At 74.4% G+C, this 25,126-nt stretch carries 18 protein-coding genes and 1 pseudogene; 14 read left to right on the forward strand and 5 right to left on the reverse strand.

Translation table 11 applies throughout. From position 1 onward, the window contains the following. Positions 1-34: 34 nt before the first annotated feature. Genes ACQPY0_RS21855 through ACQPY0_RS21880 form a run of 6 tightly spaced genes read left to right on the forward strand, consistent with a single transcriptional unit; the run spans position 35 to position 7,545 of the window. Positions 35-1,258, forward strand: a complete 1,224-nt coding sequence (locus ACQPY0_RS21855; protein WP_432991674.1) for an ROK family protein — start codon at positions 35-37, stop codon at positions 1,256-1,258. Continuing rightward, positions 1,258-2,139: a carbohydrate ABC transporter permease gene (locus ACQPY0_RS21860; RefSeq protein WP_432991676.1), complete on the forward strand. Its 882-nt coding sequence runs from the start codon at positions 1,258-1,260 to the stop codon at positions 2,137-2,139. The genes ACQPY0_RS21855 and ACQPY0_RS21860 overlap by 1 nt, the downstream gene beginning before the upstream one ends. Beyond that, a complete protein-coding gene (locus tag ACQPY0_RS21865) occupies positions 2,132-2,935 on the forward strand; it encodes a carbohydrate ABC transporter permease (RefSeq protein ID WP_432991678.1) in 804 nt (267 codons plus the stop codon). The genes ACQPY0_RS21860 and ACQPY0_RS21865 overlap by 8 nt, the downstream gene beginning before the upstream one ends. 40 nt (positions 2,936-2,975) lie before the next feature. Continuing rightward, positions 2,976-4,256 (forward strand): ABC transporter substrate-binding protein, encoded by a 1,281-nt coding sequence (locus ACQPY0_RS21870; RefSeq protein ID WP_432991680.1) that lies wholly within the window; start codon positions 2,976-2,978, stop codon positions 4,254-4,256. Positions 4,257-4,300: 44 nt separating this feature from the next. Continuing rightward, positions 4,301-5,374, forward strand: coding sequence for a glycoside hydrolase family 15 protein (locus tag ACQPY0_RS21875; protein ID WP_432991682.1), 1,074 nt, complete (start codon positions 4,301-4,303; stop codon positions 5,372-5,374). Continuing rightward, positions 5,371-7,545 carry a TIM-barrel domain-containing protein gene (locus tag ACQPY0_RS21880; RefSeq protein WP_432991684.1) on the forward strand — a complete coding sequence of 725 codons (2,175 nt, stop codon included), beginning with the start codon at positions 5,371-5,373 and terminating at the stop codon, positions 7,543-7,545. The genes ACQPY0_RS21875 and ACQPY0_RS21880 overlap by 4 nt, the downstream gene beginning before the upstream one ends. 16 nt (positions 7,546-7,561) lie before the next feature. On the opposite strand, the gene ACQPY0_RS21885 is transcribed toward ACQPY0_RS21880, so the two are convergent. After that, positions 7,562-8,140: an SMI1/KNR4 family protein gene (locus tag ACQPY0_RS21885; RefSeq protein ID WP_432991686.1), complete on the reverse strand. Its 579-nt coding sequence runs from the start codon at positions 8,138-8,140 to the stop codon at positions 7,562-7,564. Between the two features lie 252 nt (positions 8,141-8,392). Here ACQPY0_RS21885 and ACQPY0_RS21890 point away from each other — a divergent pair, with 252 nt between their 5' ends. Together ACQPY0_RS21890 and ACQPY0_RS21895 are read left to right on the forward strand one after the other, a co-directional pair. Further along, positions 8,393-9,205: an SAM-dependent methyltransferase gene (locus ACQPY0_RS21890; protein ID WP_432991688.1), complete on the forward strand. Its 813-nt coding sequence runs from the start codon at positions 8,393-8,395 to the stop codon at positions 9,203-9,205. Positions 9,206-9,337: 132 nt separating this feature from the next. Then, positions 9,338-11,272: a putative bifunctional diguanylate cyclase/phosphodiesterase gene (locus ACQPY0_RS21895; RefSeq protein WP_432991690.1), complete on the forward strand. Its 1,935-nt coding sequence runs from the start codon at positions 9,338-9,340 to the stop codon at positions 11,270-11,272. On the opposite strand, the gene ACQPY0_RS21900 is transcribed toward ACQPY0_RS21895, so the two are convergent. Continuing rightward, positions 11,230-12,210 carry an AraC family transcriptional regulator gene (locus ACQPY0_RS21900; RefSeq protein ID WP_432991692.1) on the reverse strand — a complete coding sequence of 327 codons (981 nt, stop codon included), beginning with the start codon at positions 12,208-12,210 and terminating at the stop codon, positions 11,230-11,232. The genes ACQPY0_RS21895 and ACQPY0_RS21900 overlap by 43 nt on opposite strands. Positions 12,211-12,246: 36 nt before the next feature. After that, the gene (locus ACQPY0_RS21905) at positions 12,247-14,205 is read right to left on the reverse strand and encodes a CocE/NonD family hydrolase (RefSeq protein WP_432991694.1); all 1,959 of its coding nucleotides are present in this window, start codon (positions 14,203-14,205) and stop codon (positions 12,247-12,249) included. 165 nt (positions 14,206-14,370) lie between these two features. Between ACQPY0_RS21905 and ACQPY0_RS21910 the strand changes: the two genes are divergently transcribed. The 6 genes from ACQPY0_RS21910 to ACQPY0_RS21935 are packed head-to-tail and all read left to right on the forward strand — an operon-like array spanning position 14,371 to position 22,505. Then, positions 14,371-15,918, forward strand: coding sequence for an ABC transporter substrate-binding protein (locus tag ACQPY0_RS21910; protein ID WP_432991696.1), 1,548 nt, complete (start codon positions 14,371-14,373; stop codon positions 15,916-15,918). A 23-nt stretch (positions 15,919-15,941) separates the two neighbouring features. After that, positions 15,942-16,892 carry an ABC transporter permease gene (locus tag ACQPY0_RS21915; RefSeq protein ID WP_432991698.1) on the forward strand — a complete coding sequence of 317 codons (951 nt, stop codon included), beginning with the start codon at positions 15,942-15,944 and terminating at the stop codon, positions 16,890-16,892. Then, positions 16,889-18,826 carry a dipeptide/oligopeptide/nickel ABC transporter permease/ATP-binding protein gene (locus ACQPY0_RS21920; protein WP_432991700.1) on the forward strand — a complete coding sequence of 646 codons (1,938 nt, stop codon included), beginning with the start codon at positions 16,889-16,891 and terminating at the stop codon, positions 18,824-18,826. The genes ACQPY0_RS21915 and ACQPY0_RS21920 overlap by 4 nt, the downstream gene beginning before the upstream one ends. Further along, positions 18,823-19,644: an ATP-binding cassette domain-containing protein gene (locus tag ACQPY0_RS21925; RefSeq protein WP_432991702.1), complete on the forward strand. Its 822-nt coding sequence runs from the start codon at positions 18,823-18,825 to the stop codon at positions 19,642-19,644. Before ACQPY0_RS21920 ends, ACQPY0_RS21925 begins: the two co-directional genes overlap by 4 nt. Then, the gene (locus tag ACQPY0_RS21930; protein ID WP_432991704.1) at positions 19,637-20,638 is read left to right on the forward strand and encodes a LacI family DNA-binding transcriptional regulator; all 1,002 of its coding nucleotides are present in this window, start codon (positions 19,637-19,639) and stop codon (positions 20,636-20,638) included. The genes ACQPY0_RS21925 and ACQPY0_RS21930 overlap by 8 nt, the downstream gene beginning before the upstream one ends. 7 nt (positions 20,639-20,645) lie before the next feature. After that, positions 20,646-22,505 (forward strand): CocE/NonD family hydrolase, encoded by a 1,860-nt coding sequence (locus tag ACQPY0_RS21935; RefSeq protein WP_432991706.1) that lies wholly within the window; start codon positions 20,646-20,648, stop codon positions 22,503-22,505. A 231-nt stretch (positions 22,506-22,736) separates the two neighbouring features. On the opposite strand, the pseudogene ACQPY0_RS21940 reads toward ACQPY0_RS21935, so the two are convergent. Together ACQPY0_RS21940 and ACQPY0_RS21945 are read right to left on the reverse strand one after the other, a co-directional pair. After that, a pseudogene (locus tag ACQPY0_RS21940) lies at positions 22,737-23,774 on the reverse strand (MFS transporter); the annotation flags it as partial. Next, positions 23,768-25,108, reverse strand: a complete 1,341-nt coding sequence (locus ACQPY0_RS21945) for a condensation domain-containing protein (protein WP_432991708.1) — start codon at positions 25,106-25,108, stop codon at positions 23,768-23,770. The pseudogene ACQPY0_RS21940 and the gene ACQPY0_RS21945, both read right to left, overlap by 7 nt. Positions 25,109-25,126 lie beyond the last annotated feature (18 nt).

The raw sequence follows: 25,126 nt of genomic DNA on the forward strand, positions 1-25,126 counted from the left end.
TTGCGACTTAATGAAGTAGGTGGACGAAGTGGCGATGGCAAAGCATGGGTCAGGGCGGGACCTGTCGCGATCAGCAGTGCTCGCGCTGCTGGGCAGCCGGGGACCCACCTCGCGGGCGGACATCGCCCGTGAGCTGGGTCTCAGCCCAGCCGCCGTGTCGCAGATCATGCGCCGGCTGCTGGAGCAGCGAATGGTCGAGGAGGTCGCGCAGGCGCCCTCCAGCGGCGGGCGACCGGGATCGCTCATCGGCCTGGTCGGCTCGGCCGGGCGGGCCCTGGGCGTCAAGGTCGCGGCTGACCACCTCGTCGTGGTCAGCGTGCGGCTCGACGGGCAGATGCTGTCCAGCTGGACCACGCCGTTCGACGCGATGGTCCCGGACGCACTCTCGCGGCTCGCGGCGCACCTCGCGCCGCACACCGGGCCGGACCCGGACCTCCCGCCGCTGCTCGGCGTCGGCGTCGCCGTGCCGGGGGTCGTGCACCGCCCGGACAAGGGCACGGTCGACGCGGACGTGCTGCAGTGGCGGCAGCTGCCGGTCGGCCGGCACCTGCGCGGCGTGCTCGGGCTCCCGGTCGTCGTGGAGAACGACGTGAACGCGCTCGCCGTCGCCGAGGTGCTTTACGGCCACGGCCGCGAGGTCGACGACCTCCTCGTGCTGACCATCGGCCGCGGGATCGGCATGAGCATCGTCACCGACCGTTCGGTGTACCGCGGCGGGCGCGGCGGTGCCGGGGAGTTCGGTCACGTGCCGATGGACGACGAGGGGCCGCTGTGCCAGTGCGGCCGGCACGGCTGCCTGGAGGCCTGGCTCGGCGAGCCCGCGCTGGAGCGCACCGCGCGGGAGCGCGGCGTGATCGGGCCCCGGCAGGGCTTCGCCGCGCTCGTCGGCAAGGCCGACCGCGGTGACACCGCCGCCCGCGAGGTCCTGGCCGACGCCGGACGCCTGCTCGGCCGGGCCGTCGCGGGCGCCGCGAACATGCTCGACCCGGACCGGATCGTGATCGCCGGCGAGGGCGTCGCGCACTGGATTCACTGGGAGGCCGCGTTTCGCGCCGAGTTCGCCCGCCGCCAGGTCCGCGGCGGCGACGGCATCAGCGTGATGGTGCACACCTGGGACGACAGCAGCTGGGCGCAGGGCGCGGCGGCGCTGGTCCTCGCCGCCCCGTTCGACCTCGACGGGTTCGGCGGCGAGCAGGCCGACCTCGTCGTCGCCCGGCTGCACGGCCGGTTCGACACCGCCGACGGGGTGGTGGGCTGATGGCCGGGCCCCGGGGCCTGCGCAAGGCCGGCATCGTCGGGCTGTTCCTGCTGCCCAGCGCCGTACCGCTGCTGCTGTTCACCATCACGCCGATGTTCGGCGCGGCCTGGATCAGCCTGCACAACTGGAACCTGCAGTCGCCGATGCGGTGGATCGGGCTGGACAACTACACCCGCCTGCTCGGCGACGCCGACACCCGCGACGCGCTGCTGCACACGCTGCTGTTCCTGGCGCTGTACCTGCCGCTGGTCTACGTGCTGGGCCTCGCGCTCGCCGTCGGGCTCAACCGCCGCTTCCCGGGCCGCAACCTGCTGCGCTCGATGTACTTCCTGCCGGTCGTCACCAGCTGGGTGGTCGTCGCGCTGACCTGGAAGTGGCTGCTGAACCCGGCCAACGGCCTGGTCAACCACGTGCTGGAGGCGGTCGGGATACCGGGGCCGGGGTGGTGGGCGTCGCCGACGTGGGCGATCCCGTCGGCGGTCGTCGCCTCGGTGTGGAAGGACGCCGGGTTCGTCATGGTGATCCTCCTCGCCGGGCTGCAGTCGATCCCGGAGGAGTATCTCGAGGCCGCCCGCCTCGACGGGGCGTCGGCCTGGCAGAGCTTCTGGCGGGTCACGTTCCCGCTGCTGACGCCGTCGAGCTACTTCGTCGTGGTGATCTCGCTGATCAGCGGGTTCCAGGTGTTCGACCAGATCTACGTGATGACCGGGGGCGGGCCGGCCGGCGCGTCCCGGCCGCTGGTCGAGGAGATCTACGACCTGACGTTCCGTTACGGCGACGCCGGCGGCGCGTCCGCCCTGAGCATGCTGCTGTTCGCGCTGATCCTGGTGGTCACCGTCATCCAGCAGCGCCTGCAGCGGCGGTGGGTGAACTATGTCTAGGCGCCTGCTGATCGCGGTGCTCGCCGTCGGCGCGCTGCTCATGATCTTCCCGTTCGTGTGGACCGTCGTCACCTCGATCACCGCCGGCGGCGACGTGCTCACCACGCCCCGCCTGATCCCCGACAAGCCCGGCCTCGACGGGTACCGCAAGCTCTTCGAGGCCCTGCCGTTCTGGCGGATCGCGCTCAACAGCCTCGTGCTGGCCGTGGTCTCCACCGCGCTGCTGCTCATCACCAGCTCCACCGCGGCCTACGCGTTCGCGCGGCTGGAGTTTCCGGGCAAGAACGCCGTCTTCGTCGCGTACCTCGCGACGCTGATGATCCCCATGCAGGTCCTCGTCGTGCCGCTGTTCATCGAGGTCCGCGCGTTCGATCTGGTCGACACCTACGCCTCGCTCGTCGTGCCCACCATCGCCTCGGCGTTCGGCGTGTTCCTGCTGCGGCAGTCCGTCGCGGTGCTGCCGAAGGAGCTGGACGAAGCGGCGTTCGTCGACGGCGCCGGGCACATCCGCATCTTCCTGCGCATCACGCTGCCGCTGATCCGCCCCGCCCTGGTCACCTACGGCCTGTTCGCGTTCATGTCGAGCTGGAACGCGTTCCTGTGGCCGCTGGTCGTCATCCGCTCGCGCGAGTTCATGACCCTCCCGCTGGGCCTGGCCAGCCTCAGCGGCGAATACACCATCCAGTGGAACGCCATCATGGCCGGCTCGGTGGTGAGCATCCTTCCCGTGCTCGCCCTCTACGCCGTGGCGCAGAAGCACATCGTGCAGAGCGTCGCCCAGGCCGGCCTCAAGTAACCCGCACCCGCACACCCACACCCCGATTGTGAGGCCGAACATGTCCGCTCGCCCCCGGCTCCGGTTACACCGGGCCGTCGCTCTGCTCGCCCTCGCCGCCGTCGCCCTGGCCGGCTGCTCGAAGGGCTCCGCCACGAAGGACACCTCCGCGGACGGCGTCACCACCGTGCGCTATCTGACGTTCTCCGCGGCCCCCGACCACCTCGACGACCTCAACGCCATCGTCGCCGCGTTCGAGAAGGCGAACCCGGACGTCAAGATCTCCGTGCAGACCGCGCCGTACAAGGACTACTTCACCCAGCTGCAGACGTCGATCGCCGGCGGGACCGCGCCCGACGCCTTCGAGCTGGACTACCAGAACTTCGTGACGTACGCCCAGGCCGGCTCGCTGGCCGACCTCGCCGGGCCGGCCGCCGGCGACAAGTCGTGGCAGCCCTCACTGCTCTCGTCGAGCGCCCTGGACGCGTTCAAGCACGCCGGCAAGCAGTACGCGCTGCCCGAGTCGTTCTCGACCGTGGTGCTCATCTACAACAAGGCGCTGTTCGACGCGGCCGGCGTGGCCTACCCGACGGCGGACTGGAAGTGGTCGGACGAGACCGCGGCGGCGCAGAAGCTCACCGACAAGGCCAAGGGCCAGTACGGCGACTTCCAGCCGCTCAGCTTCTACGAGTACTACAAGGCCGTCAACCAGGCCGGTGGCACGTTCCTCAGCGCCGACGGCAAGACCGCGACGTTCAACAGCCCGCAGGGCGTCGCCGCCGCGAAGTGGCTGCTGGGCAAGGCCGGTACGACGATGCCGACCCTGACCGAGATCGGCGGCACCCCGGACTTCGACACCAACCTGTTCAAGTCCGGCAAGCTCGCGATGTGGCACAACGGCAACTGGCAGTTCGACACGCTCAAGGACGTGCCGTTCGGCTGGGACGTCGTCGTCGAGCCGGGCGACGCCCAGAAGGCCAGCGCCGTGTTCCAGAACGGCGTCGCGGTCTCGGCCGCCAGCGCCCACAAGGATGCCGCGTTCCGCTGGCTTTCCTTCCTCGCCACCTCCGACGCCAGCGTCAAGGCCCGCGTCGACTCGTCCTGGGAGCTGCCGCCGGTCGCCGACGCGGCCAAGCTGTCGGGGTACCTCGCCAAGACGCCGCCGGCGAACCGCAAGGCGGTCGTGGACGCGCTGGGCAAGCAGTCGCTGCTGCCGGTCATCGCCAAGGAGCAGCAGATGCAGGACATCGTCAACAACGCCCTGACCAAGGCGGGCGGCGGCGCCGACCTGCAGAAGACCCTCGACGACGCAGCCGGGCAGGTCACCGCCCTGCTCGCCTGAGAAGCGAACGTCCCTTTCGACAGCGCGAGGCAAAGGAACGACACATGCGCGACCTGGTCGAGCACAGCATCACGGTGATCACCCGCGAGCAGGCGCCCAGCGGCGCCTACCCCGCCTGCGCCAATTTTCCGGTGTACCGCTACGCGTGGCTGCGCGACGGTGCCTTCGTCGCCGAGGGCCTGCGCGCCCACGGCGTCGTCGACGGGCCCCGGGCCTTCCACGAGTGGACGGCGCGGGTGATCGGCGACCGCGCGGAGCGGATCGAGGCGGTGGTCGCGGCGCTCGCCGCCGGTGAGGAGGTCGACCAGGCGCGGTTCCTGCCCACCCGCTACACGCTCGACGGCGCCGACGGCGCGGAGAGCTGGTGGGACTTCCAGCTCGACGGGTACGGCACCTGGCTGTGGACGCTCGAGCGCTTCTTCGCCACCGCCGGGGTCGACGCCGGGTTCGCGCCCGCCGTCGCCCGCACCGTGCGGTACCTGTGCGCGGCCTGGCGGCTGCCCTGCTACGACTGGTGGGAGGAGCACGCCGAGCAGGTCCACGTCGCGACGCTCGCCTCCGTCGAGGCCGGGCTGCGGGCGGCGCTGCGCACCGGCCTGCTCGGCGCGGACGACGCCGCGGCGGCGGGCGCGACCGCCGCCGCCGTCGCCGCGGTGATCGCGGGCGACGGGCGCGTCGACGGGCGGCTGCGCAAGTGGCTCGGCTCCGACGCCGTCGACGGCAGCCTGCTCGCCGCGGTCGCCCCGTTCGAGGTCGTCGACGCCGGCACCGGCGCCCGCACGGTCGCCGCCGTCGAGCGCGATCTGCTCGACGACGGCGGCGTGCACCGCTTCCGCGCCGACGTCTTCTACGGCGGCGGCCGCTGGCCGGTCCTCGCCGCGCTGCTCGGCCTCGCGTACCTGCGGCTGGACCGGCGCGAGGACGCCCGGCGCGAGCTGGCCTGGATCGCCGGGACCGCCGAGGAGGGCGGGGACCTGCCCGAACAGGTCAGCGATCGGCTGCTCGCCCCGCAGCACCGCCAGGAGTGGCTGGAGCGCTGGGGGCCGGTGGCGACACCGCTGCTGTGGTCGCACGGGGCCTACCTGTCCCTCGCCGCGGGCCTGGGGGTGACCGCGTGATCCGGCACCGCCCGCTGGGGTCCGGCCACCCGTACCAGCCCTCCATCGACCAGCTGCTGCCGGTCGTGCCGCTGGCCGGCGAACCCGTGAACGTCGGCGTCGCGGCCGCCGAGTCGGTGACCGCCGTGCGCTGCGAGTGGGACGGCGGCACCTTCGACCTCGCCCGCGAGGGGGCCGCCACCGGCCCGACGGCCGGCGCCGAGGGCCACCTCGCGGCGGCCGCCGGAAAGCGGGGCCGCGGCGTGCGCTGGGCCGCCGACAGCCCGCCGCTGCCCGCGGACCGGGCGGTGCGGTACCGCCTCGTCGCCACCGACGGCACCAGAACCAGGCGCACGCGGTGGTTCGAGGTGAGCGGGGCGGCCTGGTCGCCGACCGGCGGCACGCTCACGATACACGGCACGAGCCGGATCGTCGCCGGCAGCGAGTCCTGGCTCACCGGCCCCGGCGGGGTACGCCGGGTGCGGTTCGCGATGCGGCTCGCCGACGCCGAGCGGGTCGTCGGGTTCGGCGAGCGCTTCGACCGGCTCGACCAGCGCGGCCACGCCATCGACGCGACCGTCTTCGAGCAGTACAAGGGCCAGGGCGCCGCCGGGCGCACCTACCTGCCGATGCCGTTCGCGCACGTCCTGGGCGGCGACGGGTGGGCGTTCCACGTCGACACCGCCCAGCGCACCTGGTTCGACATCGGCGAGCGGCTCTGGGTCGAGGCCGACGTCGAGGACGGCCGGCTCGACGTGCGGTTCTTCGACGGCCCGCCCGGCGAGGTCCTGCGCGCGTGGCTGGAGCGCGTCGGGCGCCCGCAGCCGCTGCCCGACTGGGTCTTCCGGCTGTGGGCCAGCGGCAACGAGTGGAACACGGCTGAGCGCGTCGCCGCCGAGGCCGCGCTGCACCGCGAGCACGACATACCCGTCGGAGTCGTCGTCATCGAGGCGTGGAGCGACGAGTCGACGTTCGTGGCGTTCCGCGACGCGCGGTACGAGGTCCACGCCGACGGCCGCCCGCACCGCCTCGCCGACTTCACGTTCCCGCCGGACGGCGCCTGGCCCGACCCGAAGGGCATGGTCGAGGAGCTCCACCGGGCGGGCATCCGCGTGGTGCTCTGGCAGATCCCCCTCGCGAAGATGCGCCCGCCGCCGTCCGGGCAGGCGAGGGCCGACGCGCAGACGATGGTGCGCGAGGGCTTCGGGATCCGCCAGGGCGATGACCGGCCGTACCGCAACCGGGGCTGGTGGTTCCCGCAGGCGCTCATGCCCGACCTCACCAACCCGAAGGCCCGCGACTGGTGGCTCGCCAAGCGCCGCTACCTCGTCGAGGAGGTCGGCATCGACGGGTTCAAGACCGACGGCGGCGAGCACGCCTGGGGCCACGACCTGCGCTACGCCGACGGCTCGCTCGGCGTGGGCGGCAACAACCGTTTCCCGGTGCACTACGCGGCGGCCTACGGCGAGCTGCTGCGCTCGTGCGGCAAGGCGCCGGTCACGTTCAGCCGGGCCGGGTTCACCGGCTCGCAGGCGCACGGCGTGTTCTGGGCCGGCGACGAGGACTCGACGTGGGAGGCGATGCGCTGCTCGCTGCGCGCCGGGTTCACGGCGGCCGCCTGCGGGATCGTCTACTGGGGCTGGGACCTGGCCGGCTTCTCGGGCCCGGTCCCGGACGCGGAGCTGTACCTGCGCGCCACGGCGGTGTCGGCGTTCCTGCCGATCATGCAGTACCACTCGGAGTACAACCACCACCGCACGCCCTCGCGGGACCGCACGCCGTGGAACATCGCGGAGCAGACCGGCGACCCGCGGGTGCTCCCGGTGTTCCGGCGATACGCCCGGCTGCGCGAGCGGCTGGTGCCCTACCTCGCCGAGCAGGCCGCCCGCACCATCGAGACCGGCTGGCCGCTGCTGCGCTCGGTCTGCCTCACCAACCCGTCGGACCCGCTGGCCTGGAGCCATCCGTTCGAGTACCAGCTCGGCGACGACCTGCTCGTCGCGCCGGTCGTCGAGCCGGGGGAGCGGACCCGGGCCGCGTATCTGCCGCCCGGCCGGTGGGTGGACCTGCGCACCGGCGAGGCCGTCGACGGCGGCCGCGAGGTGGTGGTCCCGGCGCCGGCGGAGGAGATCCCGGTCTGGTGCCGCTACGAGACCCGCGAGCGCCACCGCACGCTCCTGGCCGACGAGTAGCCGCCGGCGGCGCGGATCAGCCGAACTCCTCCGCCCACACCTCCAGCCACGACAGGAAGTCCAGCGGGGTCGCGCCCCGGGCCGCCGAGTAGAGCTCCCGCGTCTCCGGCACGTCGATCTCACCGGTGCGCCACACCCACCCGGCCTGCTCGCCGGTGACCACGAGGACCGAGAAGTCGTTGCCGCCGTGGTTGGCGATGGTCAGGCAGCCGTCCGGGTCGCCGCTCTTCTGCAGTGCGGCCAGGCGCTCGTCGTCCAGGACGCCCTCGCCCTCGGGGAGCTCGGCGATGGCCGCGAGCATCGCGGACGTCTCGGCGGCGCCGTACCAGAACGGCTGGGCGGGATCGCCGTGACCGTTCTCGACCTCGAGCGCCACGTCGTCGAGCCCGTACAGCCAGGGCTCGTCGTCCGTCCAGATCCCGTCGGCCACCTCGAGCACGAACCGGCGGTACGACGCGGGCAGCGGGACACCGATCCGCTGCTCGAACGCGGCCACCGCCGCCTCCGTCGCCGGCGGACGAAGCTCGAGATCCTCGCACGCGCGTAAGGCGGCACGCACGCGGGACACCGCGTGGTCGATCGGGTCCGTCGACATGGGTTCGCTCCCGGGTTCGGTCGTCTGGCTTCGCTCGGCGACACGGACAATACGTGAGGCGTGCCACCGCCGGCCCACGATCCGGGCGACCGGCGGGCCTCGGCGCTGCGCGTATCACCGCTGATCGATGCGGCGTCAACCGGCTAGACTCAGCGGCGCTCGCCCCGCTTCCAAATTGGGGCCATGTGGCCCTAATATGATCGGGGCTCGTCGGCGTGACGACACGGGATGACGACAGGGGTGAGGTGCGGCGTGACGCGACCGGAGTGGGCACCGGAGGACGTTGACATCAGCGTGCCGAACGCGGCCCGGATGTACGACTATTCGCTCGGCGGGTTCCACAACTTCGCGGTCGACCGGGAGATGGTCGAGCGGGTCGTGTCGCTGGCGCCGAACGCCCGGCAGATCGGGCTGGCCAACCGGGCGTTTCTCGGCCGGGTGGTGCGCCGGCTGGTCGCCGGCGGGGTGCGCCAGTTCCTCGACGTCGGCTCCGGGATTCCGACGCTGGCCAACGTGCACGAGGTGGCGCAGCAGGCGGACCCGCGGGCCCGGGTCATGTACGTCGACATCGACCCCGTCGCGGTGGCCCACGGCCGCGCGATCCTGGCCGGCAACCCGAACGCGGACGCCATGCTCGGCGACGTGCGCCGCCCCGACGACATCGTGCGCCATCCCGAGGTGAGCGGGCTGCTCGACTTCACCGAGCCGGTCGCGGTGCTGCTCATCGCGGTGCTGCACTTCGTGCCGGACGCCGACGACCCGGCGGGAATCGTGCGCCGGTTCCGGGAGGCCGTCAAGCCGGGCAGCTACATCGCCATCTCGCACGGCTCGCCGCCGCCGCAGCGCGAGCAGGACGCCGCGGCCGTCACCAGCGTCTACCAGCGCACCTCGACGCCGCTGCACCTGCGCAGCACGGAGGAGATCCGCGGGCTGCTCGACGGCCTGGACATCGTCGAGCCGGGCGTCGTGCCGGTCACCGACTGGCATCCCGAGCCCGAGGACGCCGGCACCGAGCCCCGGCCCGAGGTCCTCGCCGCAGTCGGCCGCAAACCGTCCGGCCGGTGACCGCCCGGCGTGGCGCCGGCATTCAGATGTATCGTTGCCTCATAATCTCCGGCTGGAGGCGGGCCACGGTGGCGTGACCCCTTCGGCGGGAAGGACGGCAATGAGTCCAGAACCCACGCTGGTGCACCGCGCTTGCCCGGCCCCCGCGCGGTGAGCGGGGTGGCCGGCGTCCAGGCGTTCACCCGGGCCTGGACCCGTGTCGTCACCAGCCACACGGTGCTGCGCCACAGCCGCAGCGAGGTGTACTCCCTGCTGGAGCGGTTCGTCCGGCGGGTGGCCGACGCGCTGCTCGCCGAACCGTTCGCCGCCGCCCCGGGGCAGCGCATCGGCGCGGACCTCGTGGCGGCGGGCATCGCCACGCCGGAACTGCTCGGCCGCACGATCACGCTCATCGCCCAGCGGTTCCTCGACGACGTCCGCCTGGATCACCCGGACGCCCGGGCCCGCCTGGGCGAGCTGCTGGGCGCCGTCGTGACCGGCTACACCGGTGCCCTGACCGAGCAGACCGTGGCGGCGCAGGAAGCGCTGCGGCGGGCCGAACTCGTCGACCGGCAGTGGATCGAGGACGCCCTCGCCCGCAGCGAGCAGCGGGTCAGCGACGCCCTCCTCCGCCACCGCCTCACGGGCCTGCCCAACCGCGACTCGCTGCTGCGGCGGCTGAGCGAAGCGCTCGTCGGTCATGCGGCCTCCGCTTCGCTCCGGCCGCACGACCTCCTGGCTGAGCCGATGATGACCGGCCCCTCCGCTCCGCTCCGGACCGGTCATGCGCCGCAGGCCCGGCTGGGGCTGTACCTGATCGATCTCGACGGGTTCCGGACCATCAACGACAGCCTGGGCTATCGCAGCGGCGACCAGGTGCTGTGCACCGTCGCGCACCGGCTCGAGCGCCTCGCCGCCGCCTCCGGGCACTTCCTGGCCCACGTCGGCACCGACGCCTTCGCCCTGCTCATCGAGGACACCTTCGGGCCCGACGAGGTGAGCAAGGCCGCCGAGGAGGCGCTCGCCGCCATCGCGCACACGTTCCCGATCAACAACGGGTACAACTTGCCGATCAGGGCCAGCGTCGGGGTGGTCGAGCAATCGGTCGCGGACACCGGCCCCGCGGCGCTGCTCGGCGCCGCCGAGCGGGCCCTGGCCTGGGCCAAGGCCGAATGCCGCGGGCACTGGGCGCGCTTCGACCCCGACCGCGCCGCCGCGGAGGCCGCCCGCCACGCCCTCAGCGCCCAGATGCCCGACGCGCTCACCCGCGGCGAGTTCGCCGTGCACTACCAGCCGCTGGTCGACCTGGCCACCGGACGGATCGCCGGCGTCGAGGCGCTGGTGCGGTGGGAGCACCCGGTCGACGGTCTGCTCTACCCCGGCCGGTTCATCGACCTGGCCGAGAAGACCGGCCTCATCGTGCCGCTCGGCGAGGACGTCCTGCGCCGCGCCTGCGCCCAGGCCGTCGCGTGGCGCGCCGTCGACGCGGACCATCCGGTGTACGTCAGCGTCAACATCGCCGCCGCTCAGCTGAGCCGGCCCGGCCTGCCCGCCATGATCAGCGCGATCCTCGACGAGACCCGGCTGCCCGCGCGGCTGCTGCAGCTGGAGGTCACCGAGAACGTGCTGCTCGACCGGGCGGCGCTCGGCACCCTCGACGAGCTCGCCCGCACGGGCGTGCGGATCGCCCTGGACGACTTCGGGACGGGCAACTGCCGGCTGGCCGAGATCAGCAAACTGCCCGTGCACACCGTGAAGCTCGCCGCCTGCTTCATCGGATTCCTGCGCGACCGGGACACCGCCGCCGGTCCCGACCACACGGTGCTCACCGCCATGATCAAGCTCTCCCAGGACCTGGGCCTCACCGTCACCGCCGAGGGCATCGAGACCCAGACCCAGGTGCGGCGGCTGCTGGAGCTCGGCTGCGACACCGGGCAGGGCTTCCACCTCGGCCGGCCCCAGCCGGCCGAGGCGATCACCGACCTGCTCATGGCCCGGGCACGCTGGACCGGCCCGGCGCCCACAACGCCGCGCTGGGCGAGGCGTCAGCCGGAAGCGCGTAGCGTGTCCGAGGGTGACTCGCCGTAGCGGGCCCGGTAGTACTGGGCGAACCGGCCGAGGTGGGTGAACCCCCAGCGGTGCGCGACGTTGGCGACGGTCGCCGTCGCCGGCGTGGTGGCGAGCAGGTCGGCCCGCACCCGGTGAAGCCGGGCGGTGCGCAGGTACTGCATCGGGGAGGCGTTGAGGTGCTGCCGGAAGCCGTCCTGCAGGGCGCGCGGGCTGACCCCGACGTCCCGGGCCAGTGAGAGGGCGCTGTAGTCACGCTCGGGCCGGTCCTCCAGCAACCGTACGGCGCTGCGTACGTGCCAGGGCGTGGACTCCGGCAGTTCGTCGCGCAGCAGCGCCGAGTAGCTGTGCGGCTGCGACAGCAGCAGCCCGCGCAGCAGGAGCCGCTCGGTCTGCGCCGCCAGCCGGGGGTGCTCGAGCAGGCCGCCGCCGGCGTTGAGCTCCCGGGTGAACGCCGTGGCGATCGCGAACCAGGACCGCACGCGCTCGCCGGCCAGGTCCATCACCGGCTCGAAGCGCAGCGGCTGCTCGACCGGGCCGTCGATGAGCGACTCGAGCTCGTCCTCCAGCGCCCGCCGTTCGATGTGGAAGGCCAGCGCCGCGCAGTCGCGGCTCCAGGTCATCGCCACCCGTCCGGACCCGGAAGTGACCGACGCCTGGCCGGTGGTGCACACGAACTCGGCGCCGCTGACCCGCACCCGCAGGTTGCCGGAGACCGGCAGCTGGATCCACACCGACGTCGCGGTGCTGTCGTAGGAGCAGCGGACCTCGCAGCCGTACGACAGATACAGCGCGACGATGTGCGGCAGCCGCACGGCGTGCAGCCGGGCGTCGAGCCGCAGGTCCTCGGTGTTGCCTTCGAGCCGGTGGTCCGGCAGCTCGCGGGCGAACTGGCCGTTCACGTCGTCGCTGTCGGTGGAGCGGGCGACGACGTGCCGGTCCAGTGGCAACTCGGACATCGGCTCCGAGGCTGCCACGCCGATCGATACCCGTGGTTACCTGGCGGTTACGGCTGACGAACATGGCCGGTGCTGCTCGCGGGTCAGCTCGGCCGTCCACTCCGCCTCGAAGAGCGTGAACTCGCCGATGCGTACGACGCCGTGGGCCCGCAGCGCGTCCTGCGTGCATCGCACGGACGCGCTCGCCCAGACCCGCTCGCCGCTGTGCAGCCACACCTCCGCCGTGTGGGTGCCGCTGGTCACCACGGCCTGCGGCGCGCCGCCCGGCAGGTGTGCCCGCAGGCGGCTGGTGAGGCGGTAGACGTGCCCGTCCGCGCTGACCGTGTGCGGCACCTCGCTCGCGACGGTCACCGTCGTGGCCCCGCGGGTGTGGTCCCGCTCGACCCGCCAGCTCGGCGCCGCGGCCCCGGGCCGCCGGGGCACGCCCGCCGCCGGCACGGGCAGGTCCGCCTCCGTGCCGGCGTGCTCGTCGGTGACCGGCAGGACCAGCCGCATCCCGGCGATGCGGACGGCGCCGTCGCCGCACAGCGGCGTGAGCCGCGGGAAGTCGGCGGTGCCGAGCGCGATGCGCAGGCGGGTGCCGGCCGGCACCCGGTGGTGGACCGGGCGCAGCGTGATCGTCTGCTCCTCCTCGGCGGTGCCGGGCCGCAGGGTGCCGGCGGTGATCAGCGTCGAGCGGCCGCTCGGGTCGACGCCACACAGGCGGGCGACGAGCCGGGGCGGCGGCGCGATGCGGCCGTCCTCGTCCGGGGCGAGCCGGACGAGGATCTGCGGGCGTCCGGCCAGCAGCAGATCGGCGCCGATCGGGGCGCCGGTCGCGCAGAGCGAGCGCAGGTCGTCGTCGTGCTGGTCCCGCGGCGGGCACGCCTCGCCCAGCCCCAGGCCGGCGAGGCCCCGCAGCGTGCCGACGCTCGGGTCCGGCAGGTGCGGGCCGGGCGGCCGGCCCGGGGTGTCCGGCGCCGCCGGCACGAGGGTGTCGCCGTCGGCGGCGAGCACGGTGCCGCGTCCGGGCGGGGGCCACTGGGCGTAGCCGCGCCACTGGGGCCGCGGGCCGTCCAGGTGCAGCACGACCGGCGGGGCCGCCATGGCGTCGTTGGGCACGCCGCGCAGCCAGTGGTCCCACCACTGCGCCATGAGCTCGAGGAAGTCGACCGGGTGGTGGGCCGAGTCCTGCGGCATGACGTGGCCCCACGGCCCCATCACCAGCCGCTTCGGGCCGCGGATGCGCTCGTAGGCGTCGATGACCGCGTGGGTGAAGCTGTCGCGCCAGCCGCCGGCGCACAGCACGGGGATCACGATGCGGTCGCCGTCGATCGCCCGCTCGGCCCAGACCGGGTCGTCGGCGGGGGACCGGGCGTAGTCCAGGACCATCGGCCGCTGCGTGCGCAGCCGGGTCCGCCAGCGCCGCTGCGCGTCGGGATCGGCGTAGCCGGACAGCGGCGGCAGCAGTTGCTGCAGCAGCATGGCGCTGCCGCGGTTGGCCAGGGCGTGCAGGTCGCCGCGGGCGCCGTCGGGGTGGATGCTGTCGCGCCCGGCGTCGAGGCCGTGCGCGACGGCGACGGCCGCCCGCAGGTTCGCCGGGCGCAGGCTGGCCGCGCGCAGGGTCGTGTTCGCCGCGTACGAGATTCCCCAGGCGCCGACCGCGCCCGTGCACCAGGGCTGGGCCGCGATCCAGTCGATGGCCGCGACAGCGTCGTCGCCCTCGCCGCGGTCGAACTCGGCTCGGCGCTGCCCGTCGGAGGCGCCCGTCCCGCGGTGGTCGACGACGAGGCTCGCGTAACCCCGCTCGGCGAACCACTGCGCCGGCCCGGCGTAGCTTCCGCCGGCGAGGAAGTCCTTGCGGTAGGGCTGCACGGTGACCAGGCCGGGGACCGCCTCGCCGGTCACCGGGCGGTAGAGGTCCGCCGAGAGCGTCACGCCGGGGTCGGCGGTGGGGATGCGGATGTCGCGAGAGACCCGCGTGCGGAAGGTGGCGCCGTCGCGATCCAGGAACACGTCGTCCTCCAAGGCTCGCGGGACCGGGGCTTCACCATAGCGTTGCGAAGTGCTTCGCAGAAAGGTCTTGACACTTGATCGAAGGCCGTTGTTACCTAGGCATTGCGTCGGTGTAACACCCCACTCACAGGCCCCGCGAACCCGCAGATGCCCGAAGGAGGAGTCGTGCGGACGTGCCGCAGAGTCATCGGCAGGGCCGTGCCCGCCCTGTCGCTCATCGCCGCGTTATCGGTCTCCGGCTGTGGCTCCACGCCGGAGGCGAACTCCACTGTCGGTAACACCCTCACCGTGGTCACCGCCTCGCCGCCGCAGACCCTCGACCCGGCGAAGACCGCGCAGAACAACAGCTGGCTGGAGAACCTGGCCTACGAGCCGCTCATCGTGCGCAAGTCCGACGGCACGCTCACGCCCGGCCTCGCCGAGTCGTGGTCGTACCAGGGGGCGGGCAACAAGACCTTCGTGCTCAAGCTCCGCCCCGGCGTGACGTTCTCCGACGGCTCGCCGCTGACCGCCCAGAACGTCGTCGACCACCTCAAGTACGTGGTCAGCTCGGCCGGGCAGATGGCGCCGCTGCTGGCCGGCTGCACCTTCACCGCGACCGACGCCGCGACGGTCACCATCACCTCGCCGGCGCCCAACCCCGACTTCCCGGTCATGCTCACGCAGGACTACATCATCGGCGGCGTCATCGGCAGCGGCGGGCTGGCCAACCCGGCCACGCTCGGCACCACGACCGTCGGCGCGGGCCCCTACATGCTCGACGCGCCGCAGAGCGTCGCCGGCGACCACTACACGTACGTGCCGAACCCGCACTACTACAACGCGGCGGCGGTGCGCTGGCGCAAGGTGGTGATCCGGGTCATCACGACCCCGCAGGCCGTGCTCAACGCGCTCAAGACCGGCCAGGCCGACGTCGCCGTCGGCGACCCGTCCACCGTCACCGCCGCCAAGCAGGCCGGGCTCACCGTCGCCTCCTCGCTGTTTCTGTGGAACGGCGTGGTGCTGGCCGACCGCGGCGGGACGCTCGCCAAGCCGCTCGGCGACCCGCGCGTGCGGCAGGCGCTGAACTTCGCCACCGACCGGGCCGCGATCGCCAAGGCGCTGTTCACCGGCGCCGGCGAGCCGGCGCACCAGGTCACCGTCCCCGGCGGCTACGGATACGACGAGAGCCTCGCCGCCGCCTATCCGTACCAGGTCGACAAGGCCAAGGCCCTGCTCGCCGAGGCCGGCTACGGCGGCGGATTCACGCTGGCCGTCGTCACGCCCGAGTACCAGCAGCTGCACCTGATGGCCCAGGCGCTGGCACAGCAGTGGAAACAGATCGGCGTGGACCTGCGCATCACCGACTACGCCAACGCCAACCAGTACTCGGCGGACGCGTTCGGCGGGAAGTTCCCGGCGTTCATGACCGCCTTCGGCCAGATACCCATCTGGATGGAGGGGCCGTCGCTGTTCCTGCCGTCCGCGGCGTTCAACCCGCTGAAGTACGCCGACCCGGCCCTGCAGTCGCGCTACGACGAGGCGGCGCGGACCACCGGCGAGGACAAGACCGCGGCCGACAAGAGCGTCGTGGCGTACCTGACCACCCAGGCCTGGTTCGTGCCGGTCGTCATGACCGGGCTGCCGTACTACGCCAGGAACACGGTCGGCGGCATCGTGACCTCCCCGAAGGAGCCGCTGCTGTCCCTCTACGAGATCGTGCCGGCGGCCTAGCCGGCGCAGAAAGGTCGGCCGCCATGCTCCGCGCCGCGCTGCGCTGGCTCGCCTCGTCGGTGGCGCTGCTCTTCGTGGTCACCGCGCTGTCCTTCGTGCTCGTGTCCCTCGCGCCGGGGGACGCGGCGACGTCCGTCCTCAGCAGCCAGTCGGGCAGCTACACCCCCGAGCAGTACGCCCGCACCCGCGAACTGCTCGGCATCGACGAGCCGCTGCACGTGCGGTACTGGCACTGGCTGAGCGATCTGTTCCACGGCAGCCTGGGCCGGGACCTGTTCAGCGGGCAGCCGGTCGTCGAGATCGTCGGCGCCCGGCTGCTGCCGAGCCTGTCCGTGATCGTCGGCACGGTGATCGTCTCGGCCGTCGTCGGCACCTGGCTCGGCGTCGCGGGTGCCCGGCGCAGCGGCCCGGCCGGCCGGCTGCTGGACGCGGCCTCGCTGGCCGGCCTCGCGGTGCCGAGCTTCTGGCTGGCGCTGCTCGTCGTCGAGCTGTTCGCCGTACGCCTTTCCTGGCTGCCCTCCGGCGGCTACGTCGACCCGGGGCGTGACCCGGTGGGCTGGCTGCGCGCCATCGCCCTGCCGGTGCTCACGCTCTCGGCGGGGGCGATCGCGTTCGTCGCCAAGCAGACCCGCGACTCGATGGCCGCGGTGCTGGGCCAGGAGTTCGTCACGATGCTGCGGGCCCGGGGCCTGCCGCTGCGCTCCATCCTCTACAAGCACGCGCTGCGCAACGCCGCCATCCCGGTGGTCACGATGCTGGGGCTGCTGTTCGTCAACCTCCTCAGCGGCGCGGTCCTCATCGAGGGCATCTTCTCCGTGCCGGGCCTCGGCCAGCAGGCCGTCACCGCGACCGGCAGCCACAACCTGCCGGTCATCACCGGCGTGGCCTTCTGCTTCACCGTCGTGGTGATCACCGTGAACCTGCTGGTGGACCTGGCGTACCGCTGGCTCGACCCGAAGGTGCGTGCCGCATGAGCATGTCCCTGATCGCGACCGACGCACCCCCGGACGGGCGGGCGGCCCGGCGCTCGCGCTGGCGGCGGCTGCTGCGACCCGGCCCCGGCCTGCTCGCCGGTGCCTATCTGCTCGGCCTGACCGCCGTGACCGTGGGCGTGCGGTGGGTAGCCCCGACGGACCCGGAGCGGCAGGACCTGGCCGCGGCGCTGGCCGGGCCGAGCGCGGCGCACTGGCTCGGCACCGACCGGCTGGGCCGCGACGTGCTGAGCCGGCTGCTGTACGGCGCCCAGGTCACGCTCGTCAGCGTGGTCGAGGCGGTCGCGGTGTTCGTCGTGCTCGGCGTGGTTCTCGGCGTCACGGCCGGGCATCTGGGCGGCTGGGCCGATCGCGCGATCTCGTGGCTGGCCGACCTGCTGCTCGCGCTGCCGGGCATCGTCATGCTGCTGATGGTGCTCGCGGTCTTCCCGGGCAACACGGCCGCCACCATGGTCGTGCTGGGCGTGATCTCCGCGCCGATGCTGCTGCGCGTCACCCGCGGGGTCACCATGAGCGTCAAGCAGGAGTTGTACGTGCGGGCCGCGCGCCTGTCCGGCCTGGGCGAGGCGCGCATCATGCTCCGCCACGTCCTGCCCCGGCTCGCCGGCCCGATCCTCGTGCAGGTCTCCCTGTTCGCCGCCACCGCCGTGCTGGTCCAGGGGGCACTGTCCTTCCTCGGCCTCAGCGCGCCCGAGACCGAGGGCCCGAGCTGGGGCAACATGATCGCGCAGGCGGCCCAGGTCACCAGCGCGGACCTGTGGCTGGCCGTCCCCACCGGCGCGGTGCTCACGCTGACGGTCCTGGCGCTCGGCCTGTTCGGCGACGCGGTCCGCGACGTCACCGCCGATCACCGCGGGCCGGTGGCCCGGCTGCGCCCGGTGCGCGCCGCCGAGCCGGCCGTCGAGGAGCCGCCGGCGGCGGGGCCGGCGCCGCTGCTGTCGGTGGACGGGCTCACCATCGAGTTCCCCGGACCCGGCGGCCCCGTCACCGTCGTGCGTGACGTGAGCTTCTCCATCGCGGCGGGGGAGTGCGTCGGGGTCATCGGCGAGTCCGGCTCGGGCAAGACGATGATCGCGCGCAGCCTACTCGGCCTGCTGCCGGCCGGCGGCGCGGTGACCGCGGGCGCCGCCATGTTCCGCACCGGGTCCGGGCCGGCGCTCGACCTGGCCCGGCTCGACGAGCGCGGGTTCGGCCGCGTCCGGGGCCGCCGGATCGCGCTGGTGTCGCAGGAGCCGGCCAGCGGCCTCGACCCGGCGTTCCGCGTCGGCAGCCAGGTCGCCGAGGTGATCCGCCGGCACACTCCGATGAGCCGGCGGCGCGCCGCCCGGGAGGCGGTCGAGCTGCTGCGCACCGTACGACTCACCGACCCCGAGCGGGTCGCGCGCCGGTATCCGCACGAGCTGTCCGGCGGGATGGCGCAGCGGGTCGTCATCGCGCTCGCGCTCGCCGGTAAGCCGGACCTGCTGGTCGCCGACGAGCCCACCACGGCGCTGGACGTCACCGTCCAGGCCGAGATCCTCGACCTGCTGCGCGACCTGCGCCGGCGCCTCGGCATGGCGGTCATCCTGGTCACGCACGACTGGGGCGTGCTGGCCGACATCTGCGACCGCGCGGTCGTGGTCTACGCGGGCGAGGTCGTCGAGCAGGCCGGCGTCGAGGACCTGTACGCCGATCCCCGCCACCCGTACACGCGCAGCCTGCTCGAGGCCAACCCGCACCTCGCGGTGGCCGGGCGGGACCTGCCGACCATCGCCGGGACCGTCCCGCCGCCCGGGCGCTGGTCGCCCGGCTGCCGGTTCCGCCCGCGGTGCCGCTTCGCGGTGGACGAGTGCGCCACCGGGCGCATCCCGCTGGCGGGCGGGTCCGGCGACCGGGTGACCCGGTGCATCCGCGCGGACGAGGTGGCGGCGCTGTGAACGGCGACGCGCTGCTGGAGCTGCGGGGGCTGAGCGTGAACTACGGCCGGGGCCGGCACCGGCCGCCGGACGCGGTCCGCGACGTGAGCCTGACGGTCGCGCCCGGCGAGACGGTCGCCCTGGTCGGGGAGAGCGGCTCGGGCAAGTCCACGATCGGCAACGTGGTGCTGGGCCTCGTCCCGGCGAGCGCGGGCAGCGTCCACTTCGACGGCGAGGACATCACGGCGGCCGGTCGGCGCCGCCGGCGCGAGCTCACCCGGCACATCCAGCCGATCTTCCAGGACCCGTACGGCTCGCTCAACCCGTCCCGAACCATCCGCCAGACGCTGGTCGAGCCGCTGCTGGCGCACGGGCGCGCCAGCGCGGCGGCCGGCGAGCGGATCGCCGAGGTCCTGGACCGGGTCGGGCTACCGGCGGACGCCGCCGACCGCTATCCGGACGAGTTCTCCGGCGGCCAGCGCCAGCGCATCGCGATCGCGCGGGCACTCGTCGCCGGGCCGCGGCTGATCGTGTGCGACGAGCCCACCAGCGCCCTGGACCTCTCCATCCAGGCGCAGGTGCTCAACCTGCTGCGACGCCTGCAGCGCGAGTCCGGCATCGGCTACCTGTTCATCACCCACGACCTGGCGCTCATCCGGCACGCCGCCGACCGGGTGGTCGTGCTCTACCGTGGCCGGGTGATGGAAACCGGCCCGGCGGCTCACGTGACCGAGCAGCCCCAGCATCCGTACACGCAGGCGTTGCTCGCCGCGGCGCCCGTGCCCGACCCGGTCGAGCAGCGGCGGCGCCGCGCGCAGGGTGAGCACAGCCGTGTCTGACGCCGTCACCATCTACGACGTGGCCGCCCACGCCCAGGTGAGCATCTCCACCGTCTCGCAGACGATCAACCGGCCCAACCGGGTGAACGCCAAGACCCGCGAGCGGGTCCTGCGCGCGATCGAGGAGCTGCAGTACGTGCCGAAGGGCGTCGCGGTGTCCCAGGCCCGGCGCGGCGTCGGGCGGGTCGGCGTGCTCGCCCCGTTCACCTCCTACGACTCGTTCCGCCGCCGGCTCATGGGCGTGCTGGCCGAGTCCGACGGCACGAACCGCGACGTGGTGGTCTACGACCACGAGTCGGCCGCGGCCAGCGTGTCGCCGCTGCTGCGCACGCTGCCGGTGACGGGGCGCCTCGACGGCCTGCTCATCATGGGCCTGCCGCTCGACGACGAGCTCGCCGAGCACCTGAGCACCCGGCGGCTGCCGACGGTACTGGTGGACAGCTCCCGGCCGGAGTTCAGCACCGTCAACATCGACGACGAGGAGGGCGGTGCCATGCTGGCCCGGCACCTGCTGCAGCGGGGCCACACGTCGTTCGCCTTCCTGCGCGAGCCGCAGGAGTCCCAGGCGTTCCTCTCCCAGGGCCAGCGGCGCGACCGCGGCTTCCTGCGGGTGCTGGGCGGTGCCGGCATCGACGCCGCCGCGGTGCCGACGGTACTGACCGGCAACGACATCGTGAGCAGCCGCCGGGCCCTGGGCGAGGTGCTCGCCCTGCGCCCGGCGCCGACCGCCGTCTTCGCCCATCACGACCTGCTCGCCGCCGGCCTGGTGCTGGAGGCGCGCCGGCAGGGCCTGCGGGTGCCCGAGGACCTCGCCGTGGCGGGCTTCGACGACGGCAGCGTCGCCGAGGCGGCCGGCCTGACGACCGTGAGCCAGCCGTTCGAGGAGTCGGGCCGCATCGGCGCGCGGCTGCTCGCCGAGGTGATCGCGGACCCGTCGGCGCCGGTGCAGCACATCACGCTCGGCCTGCGTCTCGTCGTACGCGATTCGAGCTAGGGGGATCATGGACCCGGCAGGCGGCGAGCGGTACGAGGTCGTGGTGCGCCACGACGTCCGGGTGCCCACGGCGACGCCCGGGGTCACGTTGTCCGCGGACCTGTTCCTGCCCCGCGCCGCCGGGCCCGCGCCGGTGGTGGTCTGCCTGCTGCCGTACCGCAAGGACGCGCTCGGCGGCCTCGGGGTCCGCGCGGTGATGCACGAGTTCGCCGCGGGCGGCGTCGCCGGTGTGCTCGCCGACCCGCTCGGGCTCGGCTCCTCCGACGGCATCGCCCGGCCGCCGTTCGACCCGGCCGAGGCCGACGACGGCGAGGACCTCGTGCGCTGGGCCGCCGGGCAGCCCTGGTCCACCGGCGCGGTCGGCATGTGGGGGTTCTCCTACGGCGCCCTGCTCGCGCTGCGCACGGCCGAGCGCCGGCCGCCCGGGCTGGGGGCGGTGGTGTCCGTCCTGGGCCTGCTCGACCCCGAGCGCGACTTCGTGCACCCCGGCGGCGCGCCCGGCTGCTTCACCGCCCTGGCGATGTGGGGCCTGACCACCCTGCACAACCAGGTGCTGCCGCCCGTCGGCGACTTCCACGCGGCGGACGAGCAGCGGCGCTGGCGGCGGCGCGCCGAGGCCGCGGAGCCCTACCTCGCCGACCTGTACCGTCATCCGGCCGGCGACCCGCGGTGGCGCGAACGGGTGGTCGACGCCGCCGCGGTCACCGCTCCGGTGCTGTGCGTGGCGGGGTGGCGGGACATGTTCCGCGACGGCTCGCTGCGCACCTTCGAGCGGCTCGGCGGCCCGCGGAAGCTGCTGGTCGGGCCGTGGTCGCACACCATCCCCGACGACGCGCCGCAGCACGCCGCCGACACGTGCGCGCTGGCGCTGCGCTGGTGGCGGCGGTGGCTGGCCGGCGAGGAGAACGGTGTCGACACGGAGCCGCCGGTGACGCTGCACCTGCCCGGCGCCGACGCCGGCTGGTACGACTTCGACGCCTGGCCGCCGCCGGCCGTGTCGCCCGAGGCGGTCCCGGTCGCGACCGGGGCCGGGGTGAGCGCCACGCCCGACGCCACCGTGGGCGTGCTCAGCGGCGTGTGGGGCATCCCCGCCGGGGGCGCCGAGCGCGACCTCGACCAGCACGACGACGACACCCGCGCCGCCACCGTCACCGGCGAGGCGGTCCGGGCGCCGCTGCGGCTGCTCGGCCGGCCGGTCGTGACGCTCGACCTGACCTGGTCGGCGGCGCGGCGGGTCGTGGTCAAGCTGACCGACGTGGACCCGGCCGGCCGGTCGGTGCTGATCACCGGCGGGATCCTGGCCGATGTCCCGGCCGACCGGTCGGCGGTGCGGATCACGCTCGACCCCGCCTGCCACGAGCTGCCGGCCGGCCACGCGCTGCGCGTGGCGGTGAGCGAGAGCGCCTTCCCGCGGCTGTGGCCGGTGGCCGGCGGCGGGACGCTGCGGGTCGGCCGGGTCGGCCTCACGATCCCCGTGGCGCCCGCCGGTGCCGGCAAGCCGGCGACGGTACCGGCCCCGGCGCGCCCCGGCGGCGCGTCGCCGTGGCTGTCGCACCGCCCGCGGTGGGAGATCGTCCGGGAACCGGCCCAGGACCGGGTCACGGTGGTGGTGGGCGACGAGACCAGCGCGCTGCTGCCGCGCGGGGACGTGCGGGTGGACGCGGCCAACCGCGTCTCGGCCGGCACCGACCGGGAGGCGTCAGCGGCGACCCGGGTCGAGGGCGTGGCCGACACGACGGTCGTGCTGCCCACCGGCGAACGGGTCCGCACGGTGGTGCGGCTGCGGCTGACCCGCGAGGCCGGCAGCGCCACGGCGCGGGTCAGCGTCGACGGGGCCGAGCTGCTGCGGCGTCGCTGGGACTTCTGAGCGCGAGCCCCGGCCCGGGGCCGCCGGGTCCCGCATCCCGGCGGCGAGCAGTGCCGCGGCGAGGGCCGTCAGCGCGGCCCCGGCGAAGAACGCCCGGTAGCCCGGGATCGTGCCGGCTCCGGCGGGTGCGGCCCCGGCCACCGCGACCGCGAGCGCGGCCAGCGCGGCGAGGCCCACGCCGCCGCCGAGCTGGCCCGCCGTCTGGTAGCCGGCCGTGGCGAGCCCGGCCCGGCGCGGTACCGCCGTGGCCGCCATCGTCACCGGCACGGACTGCGCGCCGAAGCCGAACGCCAGCAGCCCGAGCGCCGCGGCCGGCCACACCGCCGGCGACCGCGCCGACATCGGGATCAGGGCCGCGATGCCCGCGGCCGTGACCACCGACCCGGCCACCGCGAGCTGCCACGGCGCGTACCGGCGCAGCAGCGGGGGTGCCGCGGCCGAGCCGGCCACGATGCCCAGGCTCAGCGGCAGCAGCAGCAGGCCGGCGGTGACCGCGCCGAATCCGAGCACCTCCTGCAGCCACAGGGTGCCCGCGTAGCTCACCCCCACCAGCGCCCCGCAGGACAGCGCCGTCGCGGCCCAGGCGGTCGCCACCCGGCGGGCCGGGAACGGCGCGGGATCCGGTGCTTCGGCGCCGGGACCCTTCCCCGCGCGGGGCACCCGGCCGGCCGCCAGCAGCCGCAGCGCGGCCAGGGCGGTCGCCGCGCACAGCAGGGCGGGCAGCCAGAACAGCGCGGCCCAGCCGAGCGACGCGGTGCCGAGCCCGCCGAGCACCGGACCGGCGGCCACGGCCGCGGCGCCGACCGCGCCCCACAGCGCCAGCACCCGGGCGCGTCCGGCCGCGGTCCGCGCCGCCGCCGTCGCCACGGCGAGCGCGGCCGGGCTGAACAGCGCCCCGCCGGCGCCCTGCACCGCCCGGCCGGCGAACAGCGCGCCGGCGTCGTCCGCCAGAGCGCACAGCACACAGCCCGCGGTGAAGACCGCCATGCCGGCGACGAACGGCACGCGGGACCCGGCCCGGTCCGCGGCGAGCCCGCCCAGAACCAGGCAGGCGCCGAACACCAGCGTGTAGCTGTCGACCACCCACGGCAGCCGCGCCGGGTCGATCCGCAGATCGTGGCGCATGGCCGGCAGCGCGACGTTGACGATCGTCGCGTCGGCGAGCACGACGAAGTTCGCCACGCACGCCATGAGCACGATGGCCCGCCGCCGGCCGGCGGGTGGCGCCGCCCGCACCGCCGTGGCGGTCCGGGCCGGCGCCGTCACCATCGGCTCGCCCGCGGCGCCGCCGCGACCTCGGCGAGGACGGCGGCGAACTCGTCGGCGACCGCCGCCAGCCGGTCGGGCGGGTGCAGCCCGTCGTGCCCGCAGACCTCGCCGCTGAGCGCGCCGTCGGGATCGCGGCGCAGGTTGTACGACAGCGGCAGCACCTCCGGGTGGTCCTCGGTGTGCCGCGGGGACAGCCGCAGCGGGTCGATCGGGCGGGCCGCGATGCGCACCGTCCGGCCGTCCGGCGCGCTCAGCGTCACGGCCAGCGGCGCGGTCGCCGGCAGGTAGTTGTACCGGGTGTCGAAGAGGCGCTGCCGGCGCGCGGTCAGGTCGTCGGGGACCACCTGACGGATCCGGCCCAGCGGCAGCTGGTGGGTGAGCGCCTCCCGGTACGCGCCGGCCACGTCGGCGACGAGCCCCGGAAAGTGCTTCGAGCGCGACACGTCGACCCGCACCGGCAGGTGGTCGAGCAGCGGGCCGACGACCCGCTGCGCGCCCGGCCGGTCGCGGCCCGCACGGGTGACGCCGACGATCTGGTCGTCGCCGGCGTGCTCGCGGCGGGCCAGCAGCAGCGTGGCCAGCAGCGCGGTGTTGAGGCCACCGCCGTGCTCGGCGGCGACGCGGCGCAGCGCGTCGGCGGCCCGGGCGGGCAGCGGCGCGACCGGTGCGCAGATGAACCGGCCGCCGACGGGCGGCAGCGGGGCCAGCGGCGGCAGGCCGCGCAGGCGCTCGCGCCACCACCACTCGCGGCCGGCGTCGCGCCGGGCGCGCTCGGCCGCGGTGTGGTCGCCGAGGTGCAGCGCCAGGCGGGGCAGGCGCGCCGCCCGGCCCTCGAGCACCGCCCGGTAGCAGCGGACCAGCTCGTCGTGCAGGACGCCGTGCGACCAGCCGTCGAAGATGAGGTGGTGCATGAACAGCGCCAGCACGAAGCGGTCCGGGCCGAGGCGCAGCAGCGCGGCGTGCCACAGCGGCGGGCGGTCCAGCACCCGGGGCCGCTGCGACTCCGCGACGATGTACGCGTCCGCGCTCGCCCCCGGATCGGCCGCGGTGGCGAGGTCGATCACCTCGAGGCCGGCCTCGAGCGACGGCTCGACGATCTGGTCCACGTCCGGGTCGGTGCCGCCGGGCCGGATCCGGAATCCGGTGCGCAGCGCCGCGTGCCGGTCGGTGAGGTTGGCGAGGGTGACGCGCACCGCCTCGGCGTCGAGCGGACCGTCGACGTCCCAGGCGATCGGCAGGCTGTAGTACGAACGGCCCTCGGCGCACGCGCGCACCCAGTCCCGCTGGTAGTAGCTGGTGGGCAGCCGCGCCGGTTCGGCCAGTGTCCGGGTCATGACCGGGATCTCCTTTCC

It is taken from the genome of Dactylosporangium sp. CA-233914, from assembly GCF_050942935.1.
Classification (GTDB): Bacteria; Actinomycetota; Actinomycetes; order Mycobacteriales; family Micromonosporaceae; genus Dactylosporangium.

What these genes read in the sequence shown, in the direction of transcription:
- ACQPY0_RS21870 (WP_432991680.1), top strand. Translation starts at nt 2,976, where the DNA reads ATGTCCGCTCGCCCCCGGCTCCGGTTACACCGGGCCGTCGCTCTGCTC.
- ACQPY0_RS21915 (WP_432991698.1), top strand. Translation starts at nt 15,942, where the DNA reads ATGCTCCGCGCCGCGCTGCGCTGGCTCGCCTCGTCGGTGGCGCTGCTC.
- ACQPY0_RS21860 (WP_432991676.1), top strand. Translation starts at nt 1,258, where the DNA reads ATGGCCGGGCCCCGGGGCCTGCGCAAGGCCGGCATCGTCGGGCTGTTC.
- ACQPY0_RS21920 (WP_432991700.1), top strand. Translation starts at nt 16,889, where the DNA reads ATGAGCATGTCCCTGATCGCGACCGACGCACCCCCGGACGGGCGGGCG.
- ACQPY0_RS21875 (WP_432991682.1), top strand. Translation starts at nt 4,301, where the DNA reads ATGCGCGACCTGGTCGAGCACAGCATCACGGTGATCACCCGCGAGCAG.
- ACQPY0_RS21885 (WP_432991686.1), bottom strand. Translation starts at nt 8,140, where the DNA reads ATGTCGACGGACCCGATCGACCACGCGGTGTCCCGCGTGCGTGCCGCC.
- ACQPY0_RS21945 (WP_432991708.1), bottom strand. Translation starts at nt 25,108, where the DNA reads ATGACCCGGACACTGGCCGAACCGGCGCGGCTGCCCACCAGCTACTAC.
- ACQPY0_RS21935 (WP_432991706.1), top strand. Translation starts at nt 20,646, where the DNA reads ATGGACCCGGCAGGCGGCGAGCGGTACGAGGTCGTGGTGCGCCACGAC.
- ACQPY0_RS21900 (WP_432991692.1), bottom strand. Translation starts at nt 12,210, where the DNA reads ATGTCCGAGTTGCCACTGGACCGGCACGTCGTCGCCCGCTCCACCGAC.
- ACQPY0_RS21855 (WP_432991674.1), top strand. Translation starts at nt 35, where the DNA reads ATGGCAAAGCATGGGTCAGGGCGGGACCTGTCGCGATCAGCAGTGCTC.
- ACQPY0_RS21865 (WP_432991678.1), top strand. Translation starts at nt 2,132, where the DNA reads ATGTCTAGGCGCCTGCTGATCGCGGTGCTCGCCGTCGGCGCGCTGCTC.